At 72.1% G+C, this 23,469-nt stretch carries 29 protein-coding genes and 1 pseudogene; 14 read left to right on the top strand and 16 right to left on the bottom strand.

The window, feature by feature from the left end; all coding sequences use genetic code 11:
• Positions 1-65: 65 nt before the first annotated feature.
• Genes OHA72_RS38370 through OHA72_RS38360 form a run of 3 tightly spaced genes read right to left on the bottom strand, consistent with a single transcriptional unit; the run spans position 66 to position 1,441 of the window.
• On the bottom strand, positions 66-773 hold the full coding sequence (locus OHA72_RS38370) for a DUF4386 domain-containing protein (RefSeq protein ID WP_327000970.1): 708 nt from the start codon (positions 771-773) through the stop codon (positions 66-68).
• Positions 774-794: 21 nt separating this feature from the next.
• Positions 795-1,019 (bottom strand): helix-turn-helix transcriptional regulator, encoded by a 225-nt coding sequence (locus tag OHA72_RS38365; RefSeq protein WP_327000969.1) that lies wholly within the window; start codon positions 1,017-1,019, stop codon positions 795-797.
• 2 nt (positions 1,020-1,021) lie between these two features.
• Complete coding sequence (locus OHA72_RS38360) at positions 1,022-1,441, bottom strand: hypothetical protein (RefSeq protein ID WP_327000968.1); 420 nt, start codon at positions 1,439-1,441, stop codon at positions 1,022-1,024.
• A gap of 314 nt (positions 1,442-1,755) precedes the next feature.
• Between OHA72_RS38360 and OHA72_RS38355 the strand changes: the two genes are divergently transcribed.
• Positions 1,756-2,571, top strand: a complete 816-nt coding sequence (locus OHA72_RS38355; RefSeq protein WP_327000967.1) for an SMI1/KNR4 family protein — start codon at positions 1,756-1,758, stop codon at positions 2,569-2,571.
• 11 nt (positions 2,572-2,582) lie between these two features.
• Here OHA72_RS38355 and OHA72_RS38350 read toward each other — a convergent pair whose 3' ends face one another.
• Positions 2,583-3,836, bottom strand: a complete 1,254-nt coding sequence (locus OHA72_RS38350; protein WP_327000966.1) for an MFS transporter — start codon at positions 3,834-3,836, stop codon at positions 2,583-2,585.
• A gap of 72 nt (positions 3,837-3,908) precedes the next feature.
• Here OHA72_RS38350 and OHA72_RS38345 point away from each other — a divergent pair, with 72 nt between their 5' ends.
• Positions 3,909-4,751 carry a LysR family transcriptional regulator gene (locus OHA72_RS38345; protein ID WP_327000965.1) on the top strand — a complete coding sequence of 281 codons (843 nt, stop codon included), beginning with the start codon at positions 3,909-3,911 and terminating at the stop codon, positions 4,749-4,751.
• A 92-nt stretch (positions 4,752-4,843) separates the two neighbouring features.
• Here the strand turns inward: OHA72_RS38345 and OHA72_RS38340 are convergent, their stop codons facing one another.
• Together OHA72_RS38340 and OHA72_RS38335 are read right to left on the bottom strand one after the other, a co-directional pair.
• Positions 4,844-5,011: a hypothetical protein gene (locus OHA72_RS38340; protein WP_327000964.1), complete on the bottom strand. Its 168-nt coding sequence runs from the start codon at positions 5,009-5,011 to the stop codon at positions 4,844-4,846.
• Positions 5,008-5,979, bottom strand: coding sequence for an AraC family transcriptional regulator (locus tag OHA72_RS38335; RefSeq protein WP_327000963.1), 972 nt, complete (start codon positions 5,977-5,979; stop codon positions 5,008-5,010). The genes OHA72_RS38340 and OHA72_RS38335 overlap by 4 nt, the downstream gene beginning before the upstream one ends.
• A gap of 68 nt (positions 5,980-6,047) precedes the next feature.
• Between OHA72_RS38335 and OHA72_RS65075 the strand changes: the two genes are divergently transcribed.
• Together OHA72_RS65075 and OHA72_RS38330 are read left to right on the top strand one after the other, a co-directional pair.
• On the top strand, positions 6,048-6,479 hold the full coding sequence (locus OHA72_RS65075; protein ID WP_442788376.1) for an LLM class flavin-dependent oxidoreductase: 432 nt from the start codon (positions 6,048-6,050) through the stop codon (positions 6,477-6,479).
• Positions 6,392-6,892, top strand: a complete 501-nt coding sequence (locus tag OHA72_RS38330; RefSeq protein WP_327000962.1) for a GNAT family N-acetyltransferase — start codon at positions 6,392-6,394, stop codon at positions 6,890-6,892. Before OHA72_RS65075 ends, OHA72_RS38330 begins: the two co-directional genes overlap by 88 nt.
• Positions 6,893-6,896: 4 nt before the next feature.
• Here OHA72_RS38330 and OHA72_RS38325 read toward each other — a convergent pair whose 3' ends face one another.
• On the bottom strand, positions 6,897-7,460 hold the full coding sequence (locus OHA72_RS38325) for a TetR/AcrR family transcriptional regulator (RefSeq protein ID WP_327000961.1): 564 nt from the start codon (positions 7,458-7,460) through the stop codon (positions 6,897-6,899).
• 103 nt (positions 7,461-7,563) lie between these two features.
• On the opposite strand from OHA72_RS38325, the gene OHA72_RS38320 reads away from it, so the two are divergent.
• Both OHA72_RS38320 and OHA72_RS38315 read left to right on the top strand, forming a co-directional pair.
• On the top strand, positions 7,564-8,391 hold the full coding sequence (locus tag OHA72_RS38320; RefSeq protein ID WP_327000960.1) for an alpha/beta fold hydrolase: 828 nt from the start codon (positions 7,564-7,566) through the stop codon (positions 8,389-8,391).
• 43 nt (positions 8,392-8,434) lie between these two features.
• The gene (locus tag OHA72_RS38315) at positions 8,435-8,971 is read left to right on the top strand and encodes a hypothetical protein (RefSeq protein WP_327011746.1); all 537 of its coding nucleotides are present in this window, start codon (positions 8,435-8,437) and stop codon (positions 8,969-8,971) included.
• A 74-nt stretch (positions 8,972-9,045) separates the two neighbouring features.
• On the opposite strand, the gene OHA72_RS38310 is transcribed toward OHA72_RS38315, so the two are convergent.
• Complete coding sequence (locus tag OHA72_RS38310) at positions 9,046-9,897, bottom strand: aminoglycoside phosphotransferase family protein (protein WP_327000959.1); 852 nt, start codon at positions 9,895-9,897, stop codon at positions 9,046-9,048.
• A gap of 38 nt (positions 9,898-9,935) precedes the next feature.
• Complete coding sequence (locus tag OHA72_RS38305; protein WP_327000958.1) at positions 9,936-10,280, bottom strand: hypothetical protein; 345 nt, start codon at positions 10,278-10,280, stop codon at positions 9,936-9,938.
• Positions 10,281-10,441: 161 nt separating this feature from the next.
• On the opposite strand from OHA72_RS38305, the gene OHA72_RS38300 reads away from it, so the two are divergent.
• The 3 genes and pseudogenes from OHA72_RS38300 to OHA72_RS38290 all read left to right on the top strand — a co-directional run bounded on the left by OHA72_RS38300 (position 10,442) and on the right by OHA72_RS38290 (position 13,207).
• Complete coding sequence (locus OHA72_RS38300) at positions 10,442-12,031, top strand: methyl-accepting chemotaxis protein (RefSeq protein ID WP_327000957.1); 1,590 nt, start codon at positions 10,442-10,444, stop codon at positions 12,029-12,031.
• A 179-nt stretch (positions 12,032-12,210) separates the two neighbouring features.
• Positions 12,211-12,786, top strand: a pseudogene (locus OHA72_RS65070) (glycine-rich protein); the annotation flags it as partial.
• A 31-nt stretch (positions 12,787-12,817) separates the two neighbouring features.
• Positions 12,818-13,207: an Ig-like domain-containing protein gene (locus OHA72_RS38290; protein ID WP_327000955.1), complete on the top strand. Its 390-nt coding sequence runs from the start codon at positions 12,818-12,820 to the stop codon at positions 13,205-13,207.
• A gap of 34 nt (positions 13,208-13,241) precedes the next feature.
• Here the strand turns inward: OHA72_RS38290 and OHA72_RS38285 are convergent, their stop codons facing one another.
• Together OHA72_RS38285 and OHA72_RS38280 are read right to left on the bottom strand one after the other, a co-directional pair.
• Positions 13,242-15,500 carry a beta-L-arabinofuranosidase domain-containing protein gene (locus OHA72_RS38285; RefSeq protein WP_442788375.1) on the bottom strand — a complete coding sequence of 753 codons (2,259 nt, stop codon included), beginning with the start codon at positions 15,498-15,500 and terminating at the stop codon, positions 13,242-13,244.
• 236 nt (positions 15,501-15,736) lie between these two features.
• On the bottom strand, positions 15,737-15,859 hold the full coding sequence (locus OHA72_RS38280) for a hypothetical protein (protein WP_327000953.1): 123 nt from the start codon (positions 15,857-15,859) through the stop codon (positions 15,737-15,739).
• Between the two features lie 147 nt (positions 15,860-16,006).
• Here OHA72_RS38280 and OHA72_RS38275 point away from each other — a divergent pair, with 147 nt between their 5' ends.
• Positions 16,007-16,726 (top strand): hypothetical protein, encoded by a 720-nt coding sequence (locus OHA72_RS38275; protein ID WP_327000952.1) that lies wholly within the window; start codon positions 16,007-16,009, stop codon positions 16,724-16,726.
• Between the two features lie 81 nt (positions 16,727-16,807).
• Positions 16,808-17,581 carry a phosphotransferase family protein gene (locus tag OHA72_RS38270; RefSeq protein WP_327000951.1) on the top strand — a complete coding sequence of 258 codons (774 nt, stop codon included), beginning with the start codon at positions 16,808-16,810 and terminating at the stop codon, positions 17,579-17,581.
• Positions 17,582-17,617: 36 nt separating this feature from the next.
• Here OHA72_RS38270 and OHA72_RS38265 read toward each other — a convergent pair whose 3' ends face one another.
• Together OHA72_RS38265 and OHA72_RS38260 are read right to left on the bottom strand one after the other, a co-directional pair.
• Positions 17,618-17,863 (bottom strand): hypothetical protein, encoded by a 246-nt coding sequence (locus OHA72_RS38265; RefSeq protein WP_327000950.1) that lies wholly within the window; start codon positions 17,861-17,863, stop codon positions 17,618-17,620.
• The gene (locus tag OHA72_RS38260) at positions 17,835-18,353 is read right to left on the bottom strand and encodes an AfsR/SARP family transcriptional regulator (RefSeq protein WP_327000949.1); all 519 of its coding nucleotides are present in this window, start codon (positions 18,351-18,353) and stop codon (positions 17,835-17,837) included. The genes OHA72_RS38265 and OHA72_RS38260 overlap by 29 nt, the downstream gene beginning before the upstream one ends.
• On the opposite strand from OHA72_RS38260, the gene OHA72_RS38255 reads away from it, so the two are divergent.
• From OHA72_RS38255 to OHA72_RS38245, 3 genes are all read left to right on the top strand, one after another.
• Positions 18,326-18,901, top strand: a complete 576-nt coding sequence (locus OHA72_RS38255; protein ID WP_327011745.1) for a DUF4386 family protein — start codon at positions 18,326-18,328, stop codon at positions 18,899-18,901. The genes OHA72_RS38260 and OHA72_RS38255 overlap by 28 nt on opposite strands.
• Complete coding sequence (locus OHA72_RS38250; RefSeq protein WP_327000948.1) at positions 18,898-19,347, top strand: hypothetical protein; 450 nt, start codon at positions 18,898-18,900, stop codon at positions 19,345-19,347. Before OHA72_RS38255 ends, OHA72_RS38250 begins: the two co-directional genes overlap by 4 nt.
• Positions 19,348-19,545: 198 nt before the next feature.
• Positions 19,546-20,151: a response regulator transcription factor gene (locus OHA72_RS38245; RefSeq protein WP_327000947.1), complete on the top strand. Its 606-nt coding sequence runs from the start codon at positions 19,546-19,548 to the stop codon at positions 20,149-20,151.
• An 18-nt stretch (positions 20,152-20,169) separates the two neighbouring features.
• Here OHA72_RS38245 and OHA72_RS38240 read toward each other — a convergent pair whose 3' ends face one another.
• Genes OHA72_RS38240 through OHA72_RS38230 form a run of 3 tightly spaced genes read right to left on the bottom strand, consistent with a single transcriptional unit; the run spans position 20,170 to position 23,464 of the window.
• Complete coding sequence (locus tag OHA72_RS38240; RefSeq protein WP_327000946.1) at positions 20,170-21,048, bottom strand: glycoside hydrolase family 16 protein; 879 nt, start codon at positions 21,046-21,048, stop codon at positions 20,170-20,172.
• 28 nt (positions 21,049-21,076) lie between these two features.
• Positions 21,077-22,333 carry a cytochrome P450 gene (locus tag OHA72_RS38235; RefSeq protein WP_327000945.1) on the bottom strand — a complete coding sequence of 419 codons (1,257 nt, stop codon included), beginning with the start codon at positions 22,331-22,333 and terminating at the stop codon, positions 21,077-21,079.
• A 51-nt stretch (positions 22,334-22,384) separates the two neighbouring features.
• Entirely contained in the window at positions 22,385-23,464 is a 1,080-nt protein-coding gene (locus OHA72_RS38230; RefSeq protein WP_327000944.1) for a glycosyltransferase, read from the bottom strand.
• Positions 23,465-23,469: the final 5 nt, after the last annotated feature.

Raw genomic sequence — 23,469 nt, 5'->3', positions numbered from 1 at the left:
TGCACTTGATGGACGGCGCGGGCCAGGACGTAGCCGGCGAGGTTCAGCATCCGCAGCGCGACGCTTCAGCCCGCCACCAGCGTCGGCGTGTTGACGGCCGGCGGCGTCTCGTGCGGTGCCTGCCGGCGTACGCCGAGGATGAGCAGGTAGCCGACCATCCACAGCTCGCCGACCGAGGCGGGATACGTGAGTGCCTCGGCGACCGCCGGTGCGTCGGGGGCGAGGTACCTGATGAGCGCGCTGAGCACGTACCCGGCGCCGCCGCCGACGAGGATCCAGCCCAGGACGCGGGGCATCCAGCCGGTGCGCAGCACGCACCAGCCCATGGGGATCAGCCACAGGCCGAAGAACAGTCCTCCCACGCCCCACGCGTTGTCGCTGAGGATGTACAGGAGCTGGACGGTGGCCGCGGGGTCGCCGAACGGGTCGGCCGCGACCCGCACCGCCGTGGCCAGCAGCGCCGCACTCACCAGGCCCACGACCGCGCTGACCATGCCGAAGGCGGCGATGCCGCTCGCGGCGAAGGGCTCCGCGGTGTGGAACAGCCGGTGGAACCAGACGGCGGTGAGGGCCTGAGCGACGACCATGAGCAGTTCCACGGCGACGATGGCGCGGGCGAGCGACCCGTGCGCGACCAGGTTCGCCAGCGTCGCATCCGGGTCGCCGGCCGCGAACAGCCGCGGGAGGAGGATGAAGTAGAAACCGACGCTGGTGACGGCCATGCCGAGGTAGAACAGCCCGGTCATGCGGGCGGTGCGGGTCAGCGCGTGCATCGTGGCTCCTTCTCGATGGGACTACTGCTCGGTGTCGGGGTAGCCGAAGACGTCGTCGAGCGGCACCCCGAACACCCGCGCGATCTGGAACGCCACCTCCAGCGACGGCGAATACCGGCCCTGCTCGATGGCGATGATGGTCTGACGGGTCACCCCGATGCGATCCGCCAGCTCCGCCTGCGTCATCTCTGCATGGGCGAAGCGCAGCGCCCGGATCGAGTTGGTGACCCTGGTCGGCTTGACCACGGCTACCAGCCCCGCCGGTACGCGACGATCTTCACCACCGCCGAGGCCAGCGCGGCCAGGGCGAACGCCAGATACAGCGCATGAGCGATCCAGAAGTGCTCGACCTCCGCCATCGCCAGGACAAGCGGCACGACGGCGGCGATGCTCATGACGTAGAACCCGGCGTACTCCCCCCGCCGGTTGATCTCCCGGTCGCGCTCGTCGGTCCTGCCCGCATCCTTGGGCGAGGCCATGGCGGCCACGATGGCCAGGACGATGCCGGCGCCGATCCCGATGCCGATCGCCGTGAGCATCGGCCCCACGTAGGCGATCCGCGCCACGTCGGTGCCCGGCACCTTGGACAGCACGGTCGCCAGGTATGCAACCGCAACCACGAGGCCGACCACGGCAGAGATCCACGTGCGCTGCTCTTCGGAGGACACGTCCCGCTCCCCATGTAAAGAAAACTTGACAACCCGAAGGTAAAGAAAATCCGACACAGTGTCAAGAATCTTTAACACGCGCCTCAGCACTGCCTGGCACGCCGCCGATCGCGCGGCAGTAGCATCTCGGCGTGGTCGGTGATGGCAGGCGCGAGGATCGAGCCGAGCGATGCCGTGCGGCGGCGGACGCTGTCGCGGTGCTCGCGCGCCGATTGGCCCACGTGGTTGATCTGCCGGCAGGTGAGCAACTCGCCGGCGTGCTGGGCGGTGCCGGCTGGGAGGCAGCGGGAAGCGGCCGGCGCGGCGTGCTCTCGATGAGCGGTGTCAGGGCCGCGGTCCGGACCGACGGGACCACCGCGACCGTGTCCGTCTCCGTGGACAGCTTCGGTTGCCCTCGCGACCTCGATCCCGACGACTTCACCGACGACGCTGCCTACGGTGCCGCCGTCGATCGGCTGTACGAGGACGCCGAGGCGATGGTCGGGGTCGTCGTTGAGCGGCTCGGTCTCGGCCCGGCGGACCCGCTCGCACTGGACCCGCGGGCCGACCACGGAGGCCGGGTGCGGCTGCGGGCAGGGCATTGGGCGGTGACCGTTGCGGCGGTGCAGGAGGACACCGACCTGCCGCTGATGGTGGAGGTCGACCTGACGTACGGTGCCGACCTGCCCGGCCGGCTCGCCCGGCTGGCGGCACCGCCACCACGCGCCGAACCGGTCGACTGGCAGGCGGTGTCGGCACGCATCGGCGTCGAACTGCCGGAGGACTACCGCTGGCTCATGGAGCAGTACGGTCCCGGCACGTTCGACGGCTACCTGACGCTCACTGCGCCGGCGGCGTTGCCCGAACCGGCACCGGGACCGCTCGCCGGCCCGCTGCGGGTCACCACGGCCCGGGTACTGCCGGTCGCTACGACCGCCGACGGCGCCACGGTGTCGTTGCTCATGGACTCGAGTTGGGACGACCTGTGGCAGGGTCTGCGGATCACCGGCCCGGACTGCGCGCCCTGGGACGTCCCCACCGGCCTGCTGTATTTCCTGGTGCTGACGTTGTCCGGACGGTACCCGGTGCCACAGTTCCGGCCGGCCTTCCCGAGCACTGCCCCAAGGTTCGGGCCCAAGCCGCCGCTGTAAAGCGAGGTCGATCAGTGCGGCGCCGGGCCTGACCCGGCGTCGGCCCCGGCCGGTGTCAGCTCCGCCGCCCCGGCGCGGGCGGGATCGCTGCGGGCGGGCGGCTTCCGGGTGAGCGGCAAGCGGGACAGCAGGTAGCCGGTCAGCGCGGCGGCGAGGCCGGCCAGCCCGGCCGCCGCGAAGCCGCCCGCCGGCACGGACAGGTCGATCGCCACCCCGGCGAGCGGGGCGCCGAGGGCGAACCCCGCGCTCTGCGCCGAGGACTGCAGGCCCGTCGCCTCGCCCCGCACGCCGGCCGGCGCGAGGCGGCTCACCGCGTCCGCCACGGTGGACAGGGTCGGCGCGGTGAGCAGGCCGGCGCCGATGACGGCCACGCACAACCAGGGCCAGTCGTGGGCGAGCCCGGCGGGGATCGTGACGAGTCCGAGCAGGCCGAGCAGCTGCCACGTGGGCAGCGACCGGGGCAGCGCGCCGTACATCAGGCCGCCGGCGACGGATGCCACCCCGAGCACGGCGACGACGCCGGCGGCCCAGGAGACCTGGTCTGCCGCTTCGAGGGTGGCGACGATGGCGAGGTCGATGCCGCTGAGCAGTGTCGTCGTGCCGAACGCCATCGTCAGCACGGCGATCATGCGGGCGTCCAGCCACTGCCGGCGTGGGGGGCGTGCTGCGGTGCCGGCGGCGGGCTCGTCCTCGGTTCGCACCGGCGGGTTGAGCCAGGCGATCCCGGCGCCGCCGGCGGCGATCGCGGCGCCGACCGCCCAGGCCACCGCGCCGGGAGACGTCTTGGCCGCGCAGACGATGACCACCGCCGGGCCGACGATGTAGGACAGCTCACCCTGTACCGACTCCAGTGCGAACGCGGCACGGCGCTGTGCGGGCGTCGTCGTCGCGGCGATCGCCTGCCTGGTCACCGACTGGGCGGGCACCATGAGCAGGCCCGCCGCCGCGGCGGCCGCCAGCAGGACCGCGTACGGCAGGACCGGCACGCTCAGCCAGAACGCGACCTGTGCCGCGACGGTCGCCAGCAGCACGGTACGCACGCCGCGCCGGTCGATCATGCGGCCGAGCAGTGGCCCGCCCGCCGCGACGCCGGCGGTCAGCGCCGCCACGACACCGCCCGCGGCCGCGTAGCTCATGTCAAGGCCCAGCACGACGTACATGGTCACCGCCATCACGTCGGCCGTGATCGCGGTGCGGGCGAGCAGCGAGACGCCGAGCAGCGATGCCATCCCTGGCACGGCGAGCACCTGCCGGTACGTGGTCACCCACCCGACGCTAGATCAATCGACGGGCAATAGGAACCGGCAATCTCGTTTGGTCTGGCATAATGAACTCTTATGGCCCGGGACCTGGAGATCGTGCTGCTGCGGTCATTCGTCACCGCCGTGCGGGTGGGCAGCATCAGCCGCGCCGCGACCGCGCTCGGGCACACCCAGCCGGCGCTCAGTCAGCAGTTGCGCAAGCTGGAGGGTGTTGTCGGCCGGCCGCTGCTGTACCGCTCACCGTCCGGCGTCCTGCCGACCCGTGCGGGCGAGGAGCTGCTGCCGTACGCCGAACGCATGCTCTCGCTCGCCGCGCAGGCGCTCACCGAGACCGGGCGCGTGCTCACCGGCCACTGCGGCGTCGGGCTGCTCGAGGACCTCGCGGCGTCGCAGCTGCCACAGACCCTCGCCGACCTCGCCCGGCTGCACCCCGGCGCGACGCTGGAGGTGCTCAGCGTTTCCAGGGCCGCGATGCGGGAGGCGTATGACGCGGGCCGTGTCCATCTCGTCCTCGACGACGTGCCGGACGTCCCCGGGCCGCCGCGCTGGACGGTGCGCCGCCCGCTGGTCTGGGCGATCGGTCAGGGCGTCGACGTGACCGCCGACCCGCTGCCGGTCGTGCTGTTCTCCGACCCGTGCACGTTCCGCGCGGCGGCGCTGGAGACGCTGGAGCGCGCCAGCCGGCGCTGGCGGGTCGCGTTCGAGAGCAACAGCCTGGTCGGCGTGCTCGCCGCGGTCCGGGCAGGCCTCGGCGTCGCGGCGCTCATGCCCGCAAACCTCGAACCGGCCATGGCCTGCCACGACCCGGCCGCCCTGCCCACGCTGCCGGACGTCGAACTCGGCCTCGCCCGCCACCCACGGACCGAAGGCGACCCACTGGTCGACGCCGTGGAAACCGCCCTGCGCCGCACGATCTGAGGCCGGACGGTGCCGGGTGGACCCGCCGGAGGAGACCGAGCGTGCGGTTCTCGCCCTCGAAGCACACGGGCTGCCGCGGCTCAGCTCCCGCGTCACGGGTGGCCCGCGGCGCGCAGGAGGAGGCTTGCCACCTGGACCACCAGGTCGGCCGCCTGCAGGGCGCCGATCGTGGTTCCGGCCACCAGCCAGCCGAACCGGCGGCGGTGCAGGGTCACCGTGACGTTGACGTGCAGGTGCGGCGGGCGGGGGTCGGGTTTCACGGTCGGCTCCTTCGGTCGGTGTGCCCGGGGCGTACCTGGCTCGGCGCGACACCGAATGCCTGCCGGAAGTCGCGGGCGAACTGGTCGGGTCGGCGGTATCCGCAGGCCGCGGCGATCTTCCCCACCGGCTTGGCGTGCAGGGCGGGGTCTTCCAGGCGCCGGCGGCACTCGTCGAGGCGCAGCTGCTTGACGAGCTGCATCGGGGTCACGTCGGTGTCCTCGAAGAGCTTGTGCAGGTAGCGCGGCGAGACGGCGGCGGCCTTGGCGATCCGGTCAGGGTCGAGGGCCGGGTCGTCCAGGTGCGATCGGATGACGTCACGGATTCGCGTCACGTACACCAGCCGCCGCGTCTGTGGAGAGACACCGTTCGGGAGCCCGAGCCGACGGCGGATCAGCCCCGTGACGCATTCGGCCAGCGCATCGGCGTAGTCGGCGGGCTGGGCGGCGCCGGGCAGATCGCCGAGCAGCTGCGCCATGAGGTGCCGGCCGGGCATGCGCCGCGGCATGAGGGTGCCGAAGCACGGACGGAGGGCGCGTTCGCCGACCGGCAGCGCGGTGCGTGGAAAGGTCAGCATCAGCACCCGGATCCGGCCCGCCGCGGGCGGATGGGCCGCGTGCCATGGCTGGGAGAGGTCGAACAGTCCGATGTCGCCGCGGCAGAACCGCACCCGGCTGCCGTTCTGCTCCAGGTGGATCGCACCGGTGACGGTGAGGAGGAGGCGGTGCCGCCCCGGGTCGCCGATGCGGATCAGCCGCTCGGTCCGCCGGGTGACGATCTCGGTGTCCGCCGCCCAGATCAGTTCCTCCAGGTCGAACTCGCCGATCCGGCGGACGTTCATCGTTGCGAACAGGTTCCCCGGCGCAGGACCGTGCACGTCCACCGGAGCCAGCTCACACGCGGCACCCGCCCGGTAGTGCTCGTACCGGTCCAACGGATGGACCGTCGTCGTGTCGTACACCATTCGCATGAGTCAATTCTGAAACGACCGGCACCGCCCCGGGTTGACTGTGACCGCACAACTCCGACCGCCCTCTGATGAACGAGGACTCGGTGACCACCGAGCTGGAGCTGGGCACCGGGATCGTCATCCTGCCGCAGCGCAACCCGCTCGTCCTGGCCAAGCAGGTCGCGAGCCTGGACGTCCTGTGCGGCGGGCGGCTGCGGCTCGGCGTCGGCGCGGGCTACCTCGAACCCGAACTGGCCGCGCTGGGGGTACCGATGTCCGAGCGAGGCTCGCGCACCGACGAGGATCGCCGACGATGCCCGCCGCTACGCCGACCTGGGCGTCGACCGGTTGCTCGTGTACCCGCTGCCGCTGGAGGTTCCGCACGACGTCGAGTCGTTCCTGGAGCGCCGCGCCGGCTGGGTAGGGTCGGCGAGTGCCTGAGCTGCGGCGGCTGTGTGCCGGTGATGCCCCGGCGGTCCTGGCCTTCGAGCTGGCGAACCGCGCGTACTTCGCGGCCGTGATCTCCGACCGCGGTGACGAGTTCTTCGACCGGTTCGCCGACCGGTTCAGCGCCTCGCTGGCCGCGCAGGACGTTGGCGGCTGCGCCTTCTACCTGCTCGCCACCGCGGGTGGCGACGTCCTGGGGCGGTTCAACCTGTACGACCTCGATGGCGGCACGGCGAACCTCGGCTACCGGGTCGCGCAGCACGCCGCCGGTCGCGGGGTGGCGACCGCCGCCGTCCGGGAGCTGTGCCGGCTGGCGGCGGCGCGGCACGGGCTGCGCACCCTGCGGGCGGCCACGTCCCACGGGAATGTCGCGTCCCAGCGGGTGCTGACGAAGGCAGGGTTCGTCGCGGTCGGCCCGGCCGATCCGGCCGACCTCGGCGGCAGGCCCGGCACCTGGTATCAGCGCGACGTGACGCTCGAGCCCTAGACGGTCATTCCCGCGCCTGCAGAAGCCCTTCCACGCCCTCGAGGAAGGTCTCGCAGATCAGTGCCGGGTCGAACAGGCAGCCGGCCGCCATCGCACCGTCGCGGAGCATGACGTAGTGCCGCGCGTCCGGGACGCGCCCCAGGATGTGGGTGACGGTGTCCAGGAACCACTGCCGGTGGGCGAGGACGGCCTGGTGCACCGGGTGGTCGGGGTCCGGGTATTCCGCCGCGGCGTTGAGGAAGGCACAGCCGCGGAACCCGTCTGACCGGATCGCGCCGGCGATGCCCCTGCTGATGGCCCGCAGCGCGTCGGCCGCCGGCAGGTCGGCGGCGACGACCTGGTCGACCTGGTCGCGGATCGCCTGGTCGGCGGCGGCCAGGTGAGCGAGGACGAGGTCTTCCTTGCCCGGGAAGTGGCGGTACAGCGTGGCCCTCGTCACCTGTGCTTCCGCGACGATCCGGTCGATGCCGACGGAGTGGATGCCTTCGGCGTAGAAGATCCGGCTCGCCGTGCTGAGCAGCCGGGATCGCGCTTCGGACGGTCGGCTGTCGGTGTCGCTGCGCCTCATGACGCCATCTTAGTAGGTAGAACGTTCGGTCTTGACATACCGGCGGTCCGGCTGTCATGGTTGCGCAAGACAGAACGTTCGTTCTCCCCGTAGGAGTGCAGTCATGGCACGTCGCATCCGGACCCGAACCGCCCTGCTGGCGGCGGGCACGGCCGCAGTTGTCGCAGCCGGCGTGTCGATGGCGTTCCCGGCCGCCGCGGCCCAGACGCCGGGCACGGCCAGGCCCACCGTGGTCCTGGTACACGGCGCGTTCGCCGACGCGTCCAGCTGGAACGGCGTGATCGCGCGGCTGCGCAAGGACGGCTATCCGGTCCGGGCCACCGCGAACCCGCTGCGCGGCCTGCCGACCGACGTGGCCGCGCTCAAGGACGTGCTGCGCAGCGTCGACGGCCCGATCGTCCTCGTCGGGCACTCCTACGGCGGCGTGGTCATCACCAGCGCCGCGGCCGGCGACCCGGACGTCAAGGCCCTGGTCTACGTGACCGCGTTCGCGCCGGAGGCCGGTGAGCCTCTCGGCGAGCTGCTGGCCCACCCCGTCGCCCACCCCACCCCGGCGCTGCCGCTGGTGGCGGTTCCGACGACGGCCGCGGACGGCACGCAGGACGTCGACCTGTACATCGACCCGGCGAAGTTCCGCGAGACCTTCGCCGCCGACGTCGACGCGAACACCGCCGCGAACATGGCCGTCACCCAGCGCCCGGCCAGCCAGAGCAGCTTCGGCCACGCCGGCACCGCAGCGGCGTGGAAGACCGTCCCGTCCTGGTACCTGGTCGCCAAGCAGGACCGCGCGATCGCACCTGACCTGCAGCGGTACATGGCGCAGCGGGCGAACTCGCACACCGAGGAGGTCAACGGCTCCCACGCCGTGATGGTGAGCCGGCCCGGCGTCGTCGCCCACTTCATCGAGGACGCCGCCCGCGGCACCCGCTGACCCCAATCCGCTCCCCCGACCCGAAGGAACCCTTGTGACCACCATGACCGCCACCATCGCGCCGGTACTGCGACGGCTCTACTTCGTACGCTTCGCGTTCGCCGTCGTCTGGGCCGCCCTGCTCTTCCTGACGGCATCGGACATCGGACCGGTCAGCGCGACGCTGCTGGTGCTCTACCCGCTGTTCGACGTGGCCGCCGCCGTCATCGACGCCCGGTCGTCCCGGTCCACCCGGTCGGCCGCCGGCCTGTACGTGAACGTGGCGATCAGCCTGATCGCCGCCGCCGGCCTGGTCGTCGCCGGCACGTCCGGCATCCCGGCGGTGCTGCGCGTCTGGGGCGCCTGGGCCATCGTGGCGGGACTGATCCAGCTCGTCGTCGGCGTCAACCGGCGCCTGATGGGCGGCCAGTGGCCGATGATCCTCAGCGGGGGCCTCTCGGTGCTCGCCGGTACGTCGTTCGTCCTGCAGGCCACCAAGTCGGATGCCTCACTGACCAACCTGGGCGGCTACGCCGTCGTCGGCGGCATCTTCTTCCTCGTCTCGGCCCTGCGCCTCGGCCGCGCCACCAGCGAGCGCTGACAGCCACAGATCCAGACACTCGCCCGGGGCCGGCCGATCCGCCCCGGGCGAGTGCCCATGCGTCAACACCCGCGTCAACAGTCGGATCCCCGCGCGAGGACCTGGGACACGGCGCGGCGGCCGGCGGCGGCGAGCACCGGGTTCGTGTCGCGGAACTGGTGGGCCGCACCGAGCCCGAGGCAGAGCGCCCAGCCCCGCCCCCTCGCCCACGTGGCGTCGTCGACGTCGGCCGCAGCGCGGAACACGTCGCGGCCGGCGTCGTCGAACACGTACCACGCGGGGATCAGGTCGCCCGCGGGATCACCCGTGCCGAGTCCGCCGAAGTCGATGACGGCGGTGAGGCGGCCGTCGCGGGTCAGCAGGTTGCCCGGCATCAGGTCGCCGTGCAGCCAGGTCGGGGCGCCGACCCAGGGCGCGGCGGCGAGCGCCGCCTCCCACGCCCCGGTCGCCGCGTCGCCGTCGACGGTCGCGTCGGCGGCCAGATCCCGGATCGCGGCGCGGACGTCGGTGTCGCGGGCCAGCAGCGGACCGCCGCGGAACGACCGCGGCGCGCCGGTGGCCTCGACGCCCCGCAGCGCGGTCACGAAACCGCCGAGGACCCGTGCGGCGTCGCGCCGGCCGGCGAGCGGTGCGTCGAGGGCGTTGTCGCCGTCGAGCCAGCCGAACACCGACCACGGCAGCGGGAACCGCTCGTCGGGGACGCCGCGGCCGAGTGGCACCGGCACGGGCAGCGGCAGGTGCGGTGCCACGTGCGGCAGCCACCGCTGCTCGGTGTCGACCTGCCAGGCCATGCCGGCCGTGCGCGGCAGGCGGACCACCAGGTCGCCGCCCAGGCGGAACATCACGTTGTCCGTCCCGGTCGACGCGATCCTCACCACGGGCCGGTCCGCCCACTGCGGGAACTGCGCGGCGACCAACCCGGCCACCAGCGCCGCGCCGAGCTGGCCGTTGTCGCGGGGGGCGGTCAGAACTGGCCGCCCGGTCCGTCGGCGACCGCCAGTTGCCGGCGGAACTCGGTGAACTCCGGGAACGGAAAGCGGCTGTGGCAGTCGTTGCGGATGGAGTACCCCGCGTACTCGCCGCTGAGCAGCCAGCCGCGGCGGGCGGGCAGGATCGCCCGGGCCGAGGAGAGGTCGTCCTCGTCCTCGTCATCCCAGTCGTCATCGTCGACGTCGATGTCGTTCAGCCGCCGCGCAAGCCGCTCGCCGACCGCGACGAAGTCGAACCCGCCGTCCCCGTCGAACGCGTAACACCGCCAGAACTCCGGGTCCCGAGTCGCGGCGACCAACGCACGCCCAGCCAGATCCATGTGACAACGCTCCTTCGCTCACGGCCGCACCGGACTCTATCGACCGAATGCACCCGTGAACTGCCCGCCATAAGTCAGACCATTGATTGCCACAAAATTCCTACACCACCGGGAAAGGGCGCCGATCAGCCGAACAGGGTTCCCGAGTGGGAGTGGCGGTTATGGGACCGAAATCGATCGACGCGGCATTCGACAACCGTTCACTGTCGAGCAAGATCACGACAGCGGTGCTCGTTGCCATGCTGGCGGGGCTCATCGTAGGGGTCGTCGCCGTGCGGGCCATGAGCACGATGAGCACGGAGTCCGCCCGCGCGCAGCACACGACCATGGCGTCACTGAGCGAGTCAGGGCGCTTCGCCAAGAACATCGAGGCGTACAGCGGCGGGTTGTCCGCGCTGAGGCTGTATCCGGCCATCGCGGACCGGATCAAACAGGGCCTGGAGACGAACAAGCAGGCGGTCGAAGAGTCGCTGAAGAGCCTCGCCACGAACCTTGCCGGCACGCCCGGCGGCCCCGCGATCGTGGCCAAGGCGGAGAAGGACTGGAACGCCTACATCGCCTTCCTGGCAGCCGACCGCGTCACCGCCACGCCCGAGGAGCTCAACGCCGCGGTCAAGGAGTACGACACCCTCTACGGCGCGCTCATCGCCGACCAGACCGCACTGCAGCAGCTCGCCACGGCACAGGCCGAGGCCAGCATCAAGGACGGCAAGGACCGCTCCGGCACCGCGGCCCGGACCGTCGTGATCGGGCTCGCCATCGGCATCATGCTGAGCCTGCTGCTCGGCATGCGGGTCGCCCGCCGGGTGCGCCGCGCCGTCCAGGGCGTGCTCCACGTCGCCGACGGCCTGGCCGACGGCGACCTGACCCGCTCCTCCGGCGTCACGACCCGCGACGAGGTCGGGCTGATGGCCGCCTCGCTGGACCGCGGCATCGCCCGGCTGCGCCAGGACCTGGTGCAACTGGCCGGCAACGCCACCACCCTGCAGACCGCCGCGACCCAGCTGAAGACCGCGTCCCAGACGGTCGACGCCAACGCCGCCGAGGCCTCCGCGCAGGCCGGCACCGTCGCCTCCGCCGCGAGCGTCGTGTCGAACAACCTGCAGATCGTCTCGGCCGGTTCGGAGGAGATGGGCGCCTCGATCCGGGAGATCAGCACCTCGACCTCCGAGGCGACCACCGTCGCCGCGCAGGCGGTCAACGTGGCCGCCGCGACCAACGCGACCGTGTCCCGGCTCGGCGAGTCGTCGACCGAGATCGCCACCGTGGTCAAGGTCATCACCGCGATCGCCGAGCAGACCAACCTCCTCGCGCTCAACGCGACCATCGAGGCCGCCCGCGCCGGCGAGGCGGGCAAGGGCTTCGCCGTCGTCGCCAGCGAGGTCAAGGACCTCGCCCAGGAGACCGCCAAGGCCACCGAGGACATCGTCGCACGGGTCGAGACCATCCAGTCCGACACCGACAGCGCGGTCACCGCGATCGGCGAGATCACCACGATCATCGAACGGATCAACAGCATCCAGCTCGCGATCGCCTCCGCCGTCGAGGAGCAGTCCGCGACCACGCACGAGATGAACCGCACCCTCACCCACGCGGCCGAGGGCGCCGGCAACATTGCCGCCACGATCTCCGGCGTGTCCGACGCCGCCCGCCGCACCACCGACACGGTCGGCGACACCCGCAACGCCGCCGACGAACTGGCCGGCATGGCCTCCCAGATGCAGAGCCTGGTCTCGCGGTTCCGCTACTGACAGGTGGACAGGTAGGCCACGTGGTCCACTGTGGACAGCTGCCGATCCCGCCACCTCGCCGGACACCCGCGTCCTGACCCGCTCCCCCGTCACGACCGCCGAGTGAGCAACCTCTTACGGCAAATATCCCTATACAGAAGTTTCTGCCGTTTAGGGGGAATCAGCTTGACGTACGGGGGATGAGCAGCTTGGCACACACATTGAGCACCCGCAGGGAACAGCGCGCGACCCGGCGACTGGTCGCCATCACGGTGACGGCCGCACTCGCGGTCCCGCTGTGCCTGTTCAGTCCGGGGGCCACCACCGCGACCGCGTCGACCGCGTGCACACCGGTCACCTTCACCGACTGCGTCCGCTTCGGCTACACCGGCGCCGACCAGACGTTCACCGTCCCGGCCGGCGTCACCGGCCTGAGCCTGAAGGTCTGGGGCGCCGGCGGGGCGAACGGACTGGAGGCCAAAGGCGGCGGCGGAGGCTTCACCATCGGGTCACTCACCGTCACGCCCGGGCAGGTGCTCACGATCACGGTGGGTCAGGCCGGTCAGGAGCACTCCACCGTCGGGACCTACGGCGGGGGTGGCCGCGGCGGCATCGCGGACTCCGGCCTGACCGAGAGTGCCCGCGACGGCGGCAGCGGCGGCGGGATGTCGGCGGTCTGGGGGACGTCGTACGGCGTGAACCCGCTGCTCATCGCCGGTGGTGGCGGCGCCGGCGCGATCGACACGGATCGCGACGCGGGCGGCGGTGGCGGTACCACCGGCGGCGCCGGCGTGAACGTCGCCTCCGGTGGCGGCGGGACGCAGTCCGTGGCGGGTGCCCAGCGGCGGATCGATCACGCTGCTCGACACGCGCGGCCGCCCGGTGACGATGGTGCGGGTCCCCGGGCAGGGCACCTACATCCTGGAGCCCGCCCGGGGGAGGATCAGCTTCGTGGCGGTGAACGGCTTCACCGGCCAGGCGAAGGCGGTCCGGTACCGGGTCACCGACGCCTACGGGCAGACCGCCGAGGCGACGTACGCCGCCAACGTGCTGCCGTCGATCCTCGCGGTGACCGGCCTCGGACTGGTCAACATGATCCTGGTCGGTGCCTCGATGATCCCGACCGGGGCGGCGCTGGTCGCACTGGGCTCCAGGCGGCGCAGCACCGCCGTACCGATCACGGTCGCCGGCCGGTAAGGCAACGCGCCGGCAACCGGTGGCGGCTCGTCGGCTAGTTGCGGACGAGCCGCCACCGGTTGTCGGCGGTCCCGTTGTCCGAGTCCTGGACCGCGAAGGCGCCCTGGGCGGTGGAGTTGTTCTGGATGGCGAGCAGCTTCCCGCTGTTGACGTTGCGGATCTTGTACGTCCCGTCGCCCTGGTCCAGCAGCGTCCACCTGTGGTCGGCGGTCCCGTTGTCCGCCCACTGCAGGACGGAGGCGTTGTCAGCGGTGGACATGTTCAGCACGCCGAGCACCTTGCCGCTGTTGGCGTTGCGGAACCGGACCGCGCTGCCGTCGGTGACCATTTCCCAGTTGTGGTCGGCGGTGCCGTTGTCGCCCCACTGCAGCGCCAGGCCGCCGTCGGCGGTGGACATGTTCTGGATGCCCAGCACCAGGCCGCTGGCGGCGTTGACAAGGCGGTAGGAGCCGCCGGAGCTCTGGCCGTTGCCCGCCCAGTAGACGGTGTAGTTGTGGCCGTGCGCGTCGTAGAACGGGCCGAGGTTGACCGACGAGCCGTTCGCGGTGGCGGTGAAGGCCAGTGCGCTGCCGGACGTGCGGGTCACCGACGAGGTGACCAGCGAGGGCAGCGACGAGAGCGTCGTGTTGCCGTAGTTGCCGGACAGGACCACCGGACCGTAGGTGACCGCGACGACGTTCGCGTTGTCGTTGGCGGCCTTCAACGCCACCTGCATCGGCAGGCGGACGGTGACCGTGTCGCCGGAGGACCACGACCGGGTGATCGTCGCGTAGCTGCCCGGGGTGGCGGTGACGCCCTGGGCGACGCCGTTGACGCTGATCGTGGCGCCGCCGGCCCAGGCGGGGATGCGGATGCGCACCGACCACGAGCCGCTCACGTTGCCGGCGATCTGCAGGGTGGTGGTGTCGCTGACCGGATACGAGGTGGTCTGCGTGACCGTGATCCCCCGCTGGCTCCAGTTCAACACCGACGGCATGAACAGGTTCACGGTCAGCGTGGTGCCGTTGTAGAAGTAGATCGAGTCCATCAGCTTGGTGTTGATCTCGATGCCGGAGCCCTGGCAGCACCAGAAGCTGTTGTAGTCGGTGCTCCAGGTGCCGCCGCCCCACGCCGGGCCGACGCCGCGCCTGCCACCGGGTTTGAGCGGGGTGAAGTAGGTGATGTGCCCGTGGGAGTCGGCCGGATTCTGCGCGCCGATGATGTGGTTGAGCAGGGCGCGTTCGAAGAAGTCGAAGTACGCGGCGTTGTCGGGGTTGAGCTGCCACAGCTCCCGGGTCAGTTTGAGCATGTTGTAGGAGTTGCAGTGCTCGCACGTGTCGTTGGCGAGGTAGCCGGCGATCGCGTTGGGCGGCCGGAAGTGCTCGGCCTGGCTGTTGCCGCCGATGACGTACGTGTGGGCGTTGACGGTGAAGTTCCACGCGTTGGCGGCGATGTCGCGGTATCGAGTGGTGCCGGTCGCCTTGTACTCGCGGGCCGCGCCGATCCACTTCGGGATGTTCGTGTTCGCGTGCTGCCCGTTGAGCTGGTCCTGATTGGACGCGAGCGGGTTGAACGCCGCGGCGTGGTCGAACCGCTGGGCGGTGGTCAGCCAGCGGGCGTCGCCGGTCTGCTGGTAGAGGTCGGCCAGCACCGCGTTCATCCCGCCGAACTCGGTGCCCAGCACGGTCTGCATCTGGGCGTAGCTGAGCCGGGCGGTGCGCCAGTCGACCCAACCGGCGAGCCGCAGCAGCACGTCACGGGCCTGGGTGCTGCCCACGTACCGCCACACGTCCAGCAGGCCCGCCAGCGTCTTGTGAATGCAGTAGTAGGACACGCTGACCGCCTGGCCGGCCTCGAGCCCGTTGAAGTCGGACTCCGGGAAGCCCGACAGGTAGCCGGTGTTGAACCCGGCGGCGCCGTTGTTGGCCTGGCAGGCCGCCATCCCGGCGACCATCGCGTTGGCCTTGTCCCGGCACGTGGTGTCGCCGAGCACGGCGTAGGCCTGCGCCCAGGCGGACAGGAAGTGACCCTGCATGTGGGTGCGGAACGGAAAGTTCGGGGCGTCCCAGCCACCGTTCGACGCGGCGCCGTTGGTCGACAGCCGGTGATTGGCCCGGAAGTTGTACAGCAACCGGTTGACGTCGACGAACCGCAGGTAGGACAGCGTCCGGTTCTGGTTGTCCAGCCACCGGCTGGCCGTCAGCTGCACCTGCCCGAGGTCGAACGCGTACGCCGACACGCCGATGTCGGCCCGGACCGGCGCCACCGCCGCGTCCGCACCCTGGACGTCGACGACACCTGCCGTCGCGGCCACCACACCGGCACCGGTCGCCTGCAACAACCGACGGCGACTAACGGATAGGGACGACACATCGACCTCCTGGAAAAGACTGCAGCGCGAATAGGCGGCTCCGCACCGTGTTACCGCTCACACAACTGCCCGATGCGAACGCGTGCCGCAACCAAGAATGGCCGGCGACGGGCATCGGTGGCGTGACGAAGATTGCCAGATCGTTACGCCGATTTCAAGCATCAATCGTCAACCATCGCTCATTCACCGATCCTGGCGGTCGCCGATGCCCAGGATTCGCCCAGCTCAGCAAGCTTTTGACGCCGCCAGGAAATCGCGCACAGCACGTCAGTACCGGTCATGAAAATTTGCACGACCTTCACAACGAGAACGGTGTAACACTTTTTTCACGCCGATCCCGGCATGTATTGCTGTTATCAGCAGAGCGGTCACATGGTCCGTGGCGTCGAGTGGAATTGCGCCTGCGGCAACCCACGGCCGGGGTGGTGGCGGCTTCCTACCCTGGCGGCATGCAGTTGACCGAGATGACCGACCTGGGGTTCCGGACGTCCGTCACCGTGTTCCGGCGACCCGCCGGTGGGCTGCGCTGGGTGATCGTCCCGACGATCCACATGGGACACGCCGACTACTACTGGGCGATCTGGCAGCGGCTGCGGTCCTGCCAGGCGGTCATCGCCGAGATCTGGGACGGGCCCAGTTCGACCGGGATGGCCTACGCCAACGCGATGCGCCTGGCCCGTCAGCGGGCCGGCCGTGACCTGGTGCCCCAGGACATCGACTACGGCGCGCTGGGCGTACCGGTCATCTTCCCCGACGACTACCTGGCGCCGCAGGCCGATCCGGAGCGCCGGATGTCCCGTCAGGAGCGGCTGACCGCGACCGTGATGACGCCGATCCTCGCACTGCACATGGCGCTCACCGGCGACGGCGACTGGCTCGGCAACGCCCCGCTCGAGATTCACGACCACACCGACGTCCCGCGCGACGCCGATGACATCAGGCGGGACGAACTGCTGCTCGACGTGCTGCGAGAGATCGACGGCGAGTTCGACGCCGAGGACATGGAGGTCGCCGTCGTCTTCGGGGCGCTGCACATGCCGGCGGTCGTCCGGGAACTGGTCAGGCTCGGCTACCGGCTGACGCCGGGAGCCCAGTGGCTGACCGCGATCGACTACGACGAGCCGCCGTACATGCGCAAGCCCCCGCTGGACGGCTGGATGGACTGGTAGTTCAGCCGATCCGGCGCCGCACGTTCGGTCCCTGCTGCTCCTGGTGGTGGGCCTGGTGATCACGTCCGGACGACAAAGCCGGTGACGGCGGTGGCCGTCGCCGCGATAATGGCCGACGTGGAGCGGGTCGAGGTTGTCGTTGCCCATCAGGAGCGTGCGACCCTGCGCGTCGGTGACGTGTTTCTGAAGATCGATGCCGATCAGGAACGCATCGACTTCGAGGTGCAGGCGATGGCCATGGCGCCGATCCCGACGCCGGAGATCCTGTGGCGCAGGCCGCCCGTGCTCGCGATCGCCGCGCTGCCCGGCACGGCGCTCGGGCGCCTCGGTGAGCCGTCGGCCGCGTCGCCCGCGGCGTGGGCGGCGGCGGGTGCCGCCGCGCGGAGGCTGCACGACGCGCCCCTACCGCCGAGAATCGGTCTGACCGCCGAGGACTTCGCGGCGCGGCTCGAGGTCGAATGCGAGTGGCTGGTCGCGAACGGGGTCCTTCCCGCCGACCTGGTCGCGCGGAACCGCACGATTGCCGAGGCGGTGCTGCGGCCGTGGACGCGGGTGTTCGCGCACGGCGATCTGCAGATCACGCACGTGTTCGTCGACGGGGACGAGATCACGGGGGTGCTCGACTGGTCCGAGGCGTGTCAGGGCGACGCGCTGTACGACCTCGCCACCTTGACGCTCGGTCACGAGAAGCACCTCGGCGACGTCGTGGCCGGCTACGGCGGGGACGTCGACGTCGGCATGGTCCGTGCGTGGTGGTCGATGCGGAGCCTGCTGGCGATCCGTTGGCTGGTCGAGCACGGCTTCGACCCGTCCGCGCCGGGCTGCGAGTTCGACGTGCTGCGGGCCCGGATGTAAAGACGCGCTGCGGTCCCAGGTGTACGGCGGCATGACCTACACCTGTGACAGCGCCAGGGTCCGGTCGACGCGGTCACCGTCGGTCAGGAGATGCCGGGCGCCGGGCATGGCGGCGTCGGCCTCGGCGAGGGCCGCCCGGGCACCGCCGGCGTCGCCGCGTACGGCGCGGGCACAGGCCAGTGCGTCCAGGGCGAGGACCTCGACCTCGGCGTCGCCCGCGGCGCGTGCGGTGCCGACCGCCGCCGCGAGCCGGTCAGGGTCGCCGTCGAGCGCCGCCAGCACCAGGACGGCCAGGGGCAGCCTGTCGCCGCCGGCGGTGTCGTACCAGTCCCGCGACCACTCGGCCGCCTCCCGCGCGGCGGTGGGGTCGGCGAAGCGCAGCGCACGGGCGAGCCGGGCTCAGCCACGCCTCCGCGAGCCGGGCCCGGTGCGGCGCCACCCAGTCGCCGTCGCCGGCCCCGGGCAGCAGGTCACCGCGGAACATCGCCAGGGCCGCCGCGCACACCCTGGCGGCGGTGCCGGGGTCCTGCCGCAGCGCCGGCACGGTGCCCGCGAGCCGCAGCACCTCCAGCGCGTCGACCGCCCCTGGGTCCACGGCGAGCGCGGACCCGGCGCCGCTGCCGGTGATCAGCGCGGGGTCGCCGAGCGCGCGGCGCAGCTTCGACACCTTCGCCTGCAGCGTGTTGCGGGCGGTGTCCCCCGGCCACAGCTCGTCGATGAGCCGGTCGGCGCGGACCACCCGACCTGCGTCGAGCGCGAGCCGGACCAGCACCTGTCCGGACCGCGGTCGTCGCCTGGTTCACCGTCCTGACCCTGTCCGCGGCGCTGTTCGCGCCGATCGCGATCGGTGTCCGGCGGCTGTCCACGGGCCGGACGATGCGTCTCGCGGTCGTCGCCGGCATCGCGGCCGCCGCCGTCCAGGTGATCGGCCTGTCCCGCTGGCCGCTGCTGGTCCCCGGCTACGCCGCCGACGCCACCAGCGCCGACCCCGCGGTCGCCGCGTCCGCCCGCGACGCGTTCGACACCGCGCACCAGGTCCTCGGCCATCTCGTCGGCGAGACGTTCGGGTACCTGCTCACCGCCGCGTGGACGCTGCTGGTCCTCGCCGCCGTCGGCCGGCAGCTCGCCGGCCGCTGGTTCACGGTGCTCGGCGCGGCGTCGGCGGTGCTGATCCTCGCCGGGGTGCTCTCCCCCTTGGACCTGCCGGGTGTCGACCTGGCCAACTTCGCCGGCTACATGCTGTGGAGCAGCTGGCTGGTCGCGTTCGCGGTCGTCCTGGTCCGCACGCCCCGCCCCGCGCTGCCCGGCGTACGGGTGTGAACGCCGCGCTCAGGTCCTGGCTGATCTGGACCGCCGGATTCGTCTCCTTCCCCCTCGGCGGCGTCGCCGGTGGCCTCGTCGCGGGCCGGGTCGACAGCCCCGTGGCGGCACTGACCGGCGGGCTGGTCACCGGCGCGGTCATCGGCGCCGGGCAGGTCCTGGCCGGCTGCCGTCGACTGGACCCGCTGCGGTGGATCGTCGCGTCGGCCGCCGGCATGGGACTCGGGCTGCTGCTCGGCGCCGCCGCCGTGGGGTACCGCACGTCGCTGCGGGACCTCGCCCTGATGGGCCTGCTGACCGGACTGGTGCTCGGCGCGGCGCAGGCGGTCGCCCTCCGGCGCGTCCTGTGGGCCGTCGCCGTCGCACCGCTGTGGGCGCTCGCTGGACCGTCACCACCGTCGCCGGGATCGACCTCCGGCATGTGCTCGGCCGTGCCGTACGCATGACGCATCGCGGCCCAGTCGACGAGGCCGACCCCTTCGAAGGCGAGCTTTCCGTCACGCATGAGCAACAGTGCTATCGAACGCGGGCAAGCCGGTAGCTGCGAGCGTTGGCACGAACCGGGGATTCGACTGTGGGGCCGGTCACATAGCGTACGGCCAAGAGAGCCTCCGAATCCGCCGGTGCCGTAGGGGGTGATTGCGGTGATTCGCGTGCTGCTCATCGTCGACAGTTCGACGGCACATGGCGTCCTCGCCCGGCTGCTCAACCATCAACCCGGGATCGTCGTCGCCGGCACCGTCGACGTCGAAGGTCCCGTGGTGGCATGCTGCGTGCGGCTCCACGCACAGGTCGTCCTCTTCAACACCACCTACATGGTCGGCCAGATCCTGCCGATCGTCGACGAGCTGCGCCGCGCCGCGCCCGGCTGCGGGGTGGTCGTCCTGTCCGATCCCGGCATGCGCGGCACCCTGCCGCCCAGGCGGCACGCCCCTCAGCTGAGCTTCCTGGTCAAGGGCGTCCAGATCCCGGTGCTGGCCGGCTGGATCCGCCGGATCGCCGGCGGGGAGAAGGTCGTCGATCCACAGCTCGAGGTCGCCCAGCTCCGGATGGACAAGACAGTCAACACCCGGGAGCTGGAGATCCTCGGCCTCGCCATGCAGGGCGACTCGGTCGCCGACATCGCCCAGCGGCTGTGCCTGTCGCTCGGCACGGTGCGCAACTACATCTCCGCCGCGATCCTCAAGACCGGCGCGCGCAACCGGCTCGACGCGATCCGCATCGTCCGCCGCGACGGCTGGCTGCGCTGACCGGCCGCCGCGGACCGGTCATCGGCGGGCCCAGGCGCGGATGTGGTCGACCCGTTTCTCAGCGGACCGTGTACCGCCGGCCGGCGGCTGCCGCTCGTACACGGCCAGGTTCGAGATGAGGTTCGTCGGCGCGTCCGCGGTCGCCGTGGTGTGGCAGACCTGGATCCCGTCGACGTACCAGACCGTGCCGGACGGCTCGATCGCGACGCCGTAGGTGTGCCAGTCCGCCGAAGGGTCGAACGGCAGCTTCCACCTGCAGCCGTCCCGGCCGCCGGAGTGCTGGGTCATCTGCAGCTCGCGGCTGCCGGCCGAGTACTGCTCGTACGCGTCGGTCTCGACCTGCTTGTCGACCTGCGGCGCCTGCCACGTCCAGAACGCCGGCCAGAACCCGTTCGCCGCCGGCAGGATCGAGCGTTCCTCGATGTACCCGTGCCGGAACGCGAACGACGGCGAGCTGGAGATCAGGCAGGACGTCCAGTCGTACCGCTGCCCCGCGGCGGACGTGTGCGTCTCGCGCCTGGCGGTCATCACCAGCTCGCCGTCGCCGACGTGGCAGTTCTCCGCCCGGTTCCACTCCAGCTGCTGGTTGCCTCTGTTGCCCCGGCCCTCGTCGGACTCGGCGCTGGACCGGTCGTCCCAGCGGGACCGGTCCAGCGTCGTACCGTCGAACTCGTCGCCGAACACGATCTCCCACCGTTCCGGCGGCTGCCCCAGCGGCGCCGGTGGCGCATCGCCGTCCGGCGGGGTCATCGGCGTGGACGGCCACACCGCGGGCGCGTCGTTGTCGTCCGCCCCGCCGGCGACGAGCGACGTGACGGTCGCCGCGGTGCCGAAGAGGATCACGGCGATCCCCACGGCCAGCGGCACCAGCAGGGTCCTGCGAAACGGCACAACCATCGGAACGGTCCTTCCAGCGGCGCGAGGATCAGGTGTACGTGAAGCCCAGCCGGGCGACACGGTGGTCGAAGTTGGACGCGACGAGGTCCGGCGCGCCGACCGCGCGCAGCTGCGGCAGCCGGGTGAACAGCTCCTGGAACAGCACGGTCAGCTCCTGCCGGGCGAGGGACGCGCCGAGGCAGAAGTGCGGCCCTCCCCCGCCGAACCCCACGTGCGGGTTGGGCGTCCGGGCGATGTCGAACCGGTCCGGTTCGGCGAAGACCGCCTCGTCCCGGTTGGCCGACGCGTAGTACATGACGACCTCGTCGCCGGTCCGCAGCGGGAACCCGTTCAGCGCATGGTCGCGTGCGACGGTGCGGCGGAACTGCACGATCGGCGAGCTGTACCGGACGACCTCGTCGACGAACCCGGGCGCCCGGGCGTCGAAGTCGGCAAGGAGCAGCGCGCGCTGCTCGGGGTGGGCGCTCAGCAGGGACAGGGCGTGGGCGATCGTGTTGCGGGTGGTCTCCACACCGGCCACCAGCAGCAGCGAGAAGAACGAGCCGAGCTCGCGCCCGCTCAGCGGGCGGCCGGCGACGTCGGCGGTGACCAGCGCCGAGATCAGGTCGTCGGTCGGGTGCCGCCGCCGGTCGGCGCCGACCCGGGCCACGACGCGGTGCAGCTGCGCGAGGGCGGCGATGCCCCGGCCCGGGATCCGCAGCCGGCGGCCCGCGCGCTGGACGCCGGCCCGCTCGGTGGTGGAGTCGATCCGCCGCAGCAGCCGGTGGCGGTAGCCGTCCGGGATGCCCATCATCGTGCAGATCACCTCGAACGGCAGCCGGCTCGCGACCGCCGTCACGAAGTCGCCCGTCCCGTCGCGGCCGACGCCCGCGGCGATCAGGTCGTCGACGATGCGGGTGGCGGCCGCCTGAGTGTCGGCGGCGATCCGGGCCACGACGCGGGGCGTGAAGGCCCGCGCGACGACGGAGCGTAGTTGCTGGTGCCGCGGGTCGTCGAGGTTCACCATCGAGTCGCCGAAGACCGTCCGGACCCACCGCGCGGGTCGTGGTGTGGTCACGCCGTGGCGGCTGACGAAGACGTCGGGGGTGCGGCTGGCGGTCACCACGTCGGCGTGCCGGACGAGGGCGAAGAAGCCGCCGCCGGGCTCGGGGAAGTACACCGGCGCGTCGAGCCGCCGCAGCCGGGCGAACGCCGCGTGCCGGGCCGGCTCCGGCTGCCGCCAGAACGCCGGGTCGACAAGATCGATGCCGTCGACCGGTCTGTCCGATGTGGACACCATGCTCATCGTGACTCCTCTGTGGACAGTACGGGCGCGAGGTGCCGCGGCCCGGCCGCCTCACGGGTCAGGTCGGCGAGCCGGTCGTAGGTGCGCCGCGCGTCGAATCCTTCGGCGTGCCGGGCGGCGGCGGTGCCCTCGGCCCGGGCCTGCGCGCGGTCCAGCAGCCGGCGCAGCAGCGCGCCGGCGAGTGGGGCCGGCCCGGCCCGGCGGGACGAGGGCCCCGGTCCCCGGCGCGAGGATCTCGGCGATGCCCGGGATGTCGCTGGCGACGACCGGGCGGCCGGTCGCCATGGTCTCCAGCGCGCTCAGCGGCAGCCCCTCCCACCGGGACGGCAGCGTGACGACGTCGGCCGCGGCGAGCCAGTCCCGCACGTCGGTGACGGCGCCGGCGAAGCTGACGCCGGGCACGGCCCGCGCCCGCAGCGCGGGCAGCAGCTCGCCGGCACCGACCAGCGCGAGGCGCGCGTCCGGGCAGTGCGGGACGACCTGTTCCCACGCCGACAGCAGCACGTCCTGCCCCTTCCGCCGGGTGAGCCGCCCGACGCAGACCGCGAGCGGGGCCCGCTCCGGCACGCCGAGCCTGGCGCGGGCCGCCCGGCGGGCGGTGTCGCCGGCCGGGCGGAAGTGCTGGAGGTCCACCCCGTTGCGGATGACCGCGTAGTGCCCGCCGACCCGCGCCGCCCGCCCGAGGGCCGCCTCCTGGTCGCCGACGCAGACCATCCGGTCGGTCCATCTGGCGGCGGCACGCTCCCAGCCGACGCTGGCGATCCGCAGCGCCCCGTCGGCGGCGAGCCAGGACCAGCCGTGCGGCTGGAACAGCGTCGGGATCCGCCCGCGGAGACAGAGCCGGCCGGCCAGCCCGGCCTTCGCGGCGTGCAGGTGCACCACGTCGGGGCGGTACGAGCGCAGCAGCCGGTCCAGGGCGCGTACCTCGCCCGGCGTGGCCCGGCTCGGCCCGCGGGTCGCCGGCCACGGCCGATGCGGCACGCCGGTCTGTGCCAGGTCGGCGGCGAGCCGCCCGTCCGGCGGGCAGGCGACGGCGACGTCCCAGCCGCGGGCGAGCTGGTCGGCGCCGGCGGCGACGACGTAGCCGGCCACGCCACCGTCGCGCGGCTGGGCGACGTGCAGGATCCGCATGCCGT

It is taken from the genome of Dactylosporangium sp. NBC_01737, assembly GCF_035963215.1.
In the GTDB taxonomy this organism is placed as follows: Bacteria; Actinomycetota; Actinomycetes; order Mycobacteriales; family Micromonosporaceae; genus Dactylosporangium.
The sequence above is the reverse complement of the archived record's forward strand: the minus strand, read 5'-3'. Positions and strand labels throughout refer to the sequence as shown.

Bases quoted from the DNA above. Each gene is read 5' to 3' on its own strand.
- OHA72_RS38370 (WP_327000970.1), bottom strand. From the start codon at position 773: ATGCACGCGCTGACCCGCACCGCCCGCATGACCGGGCTGTTCTACCTC.
- OHA72_RS38325 (WP_327000961.1), bottom strand. From the start codon at position 7,460: ATGAGGCGCAGCGACACCGACAGCCGACCGTCCGAAGCGCGATCCCGG.
- OHA72_RS38345 (WP_327000965.1), top strand. From the start codon at position 3,909: ATGGCCCGGGACCTGGAGATCGTGCTGCTGCGGTCATTCGTCACCGCC.
- OHA72_RS38235 (WP_327000945.1), bottom strand. From the start codon at position 22,333: ATGAGCATGGTGTCCACATCGGACAGACCGGTCGACGGCATCGATCTT.
- OHA72_RS38275 (WP_327000952.1), top strand. From the start codon at position 16,007: ATGCAGTTGACCGAGATGACCGACCTGGGGTTCCGGACGTCCGTCACC.
- OHA72_RS38305 (WP_327000958.1), bottom strand. From the start codon at position 10,280: ATGGATCTGGCTGGGCGTGCGTTGGTCGCCGCGACTCGGGACCCGGAG.
- OHA72_RS38240 (WP_327000946.1), bottom strand. From the start codon at position 21,048: ATGGTTGTGCCGTTTCGCAGGACCCTGCTGGTGCCGCTGGCCGTGGGG.
- OHA72_RS38320 (WP_327000960.1), top strand. From the start codon at position 7,564: ATGGCACGTCGCATCCGGACCCGAACCGCCCTGCTGGCGGCGGGCACG.
- OHA72_RS65075 (WP_442788376.1), top strand. From the start codon at position 6,048: ATGAACGAGGACTCGGTGACCACCGAGCTGGAGCTGGGCACCGGGATC.
- OHA72_RS38230 (WP_327000944.1), bottom strand. From the start codon at position 23,464: ATGCGGATCCTGCACGTCGCCCAGCCGCGCGACGGTGGCGTGGCCGGC.
- OHA72_RS38315 (WP_327011746.1), top strand. From the start codon at position 8,435: ATGACCGCCACCATCGCGCCGGTACTGCGACGGCTCTACTTCGTACGC.
- OHA72_RS38300 (WP_327000957.1), top strand. From the start codon at position 10,442: ATGGGACCGAAATCGATCGACGCGGCATTCGACAACCGTTCACTGTCG.
- OHA72_RS38335 (WP_327000963.1), bottom strand. From the start codon at position 5,979: ATGCGAATGGTGTACGACACGACGACGGTCCATCCGTTGGACCGGTAC.
- OHA72_RS38355 (WP_327000967.1), top strand. From the start codon at position 1,756: ATGAGCGGTGTCAGGGCCGCGGTCCGGACCGACGGGACCACCGCGACC.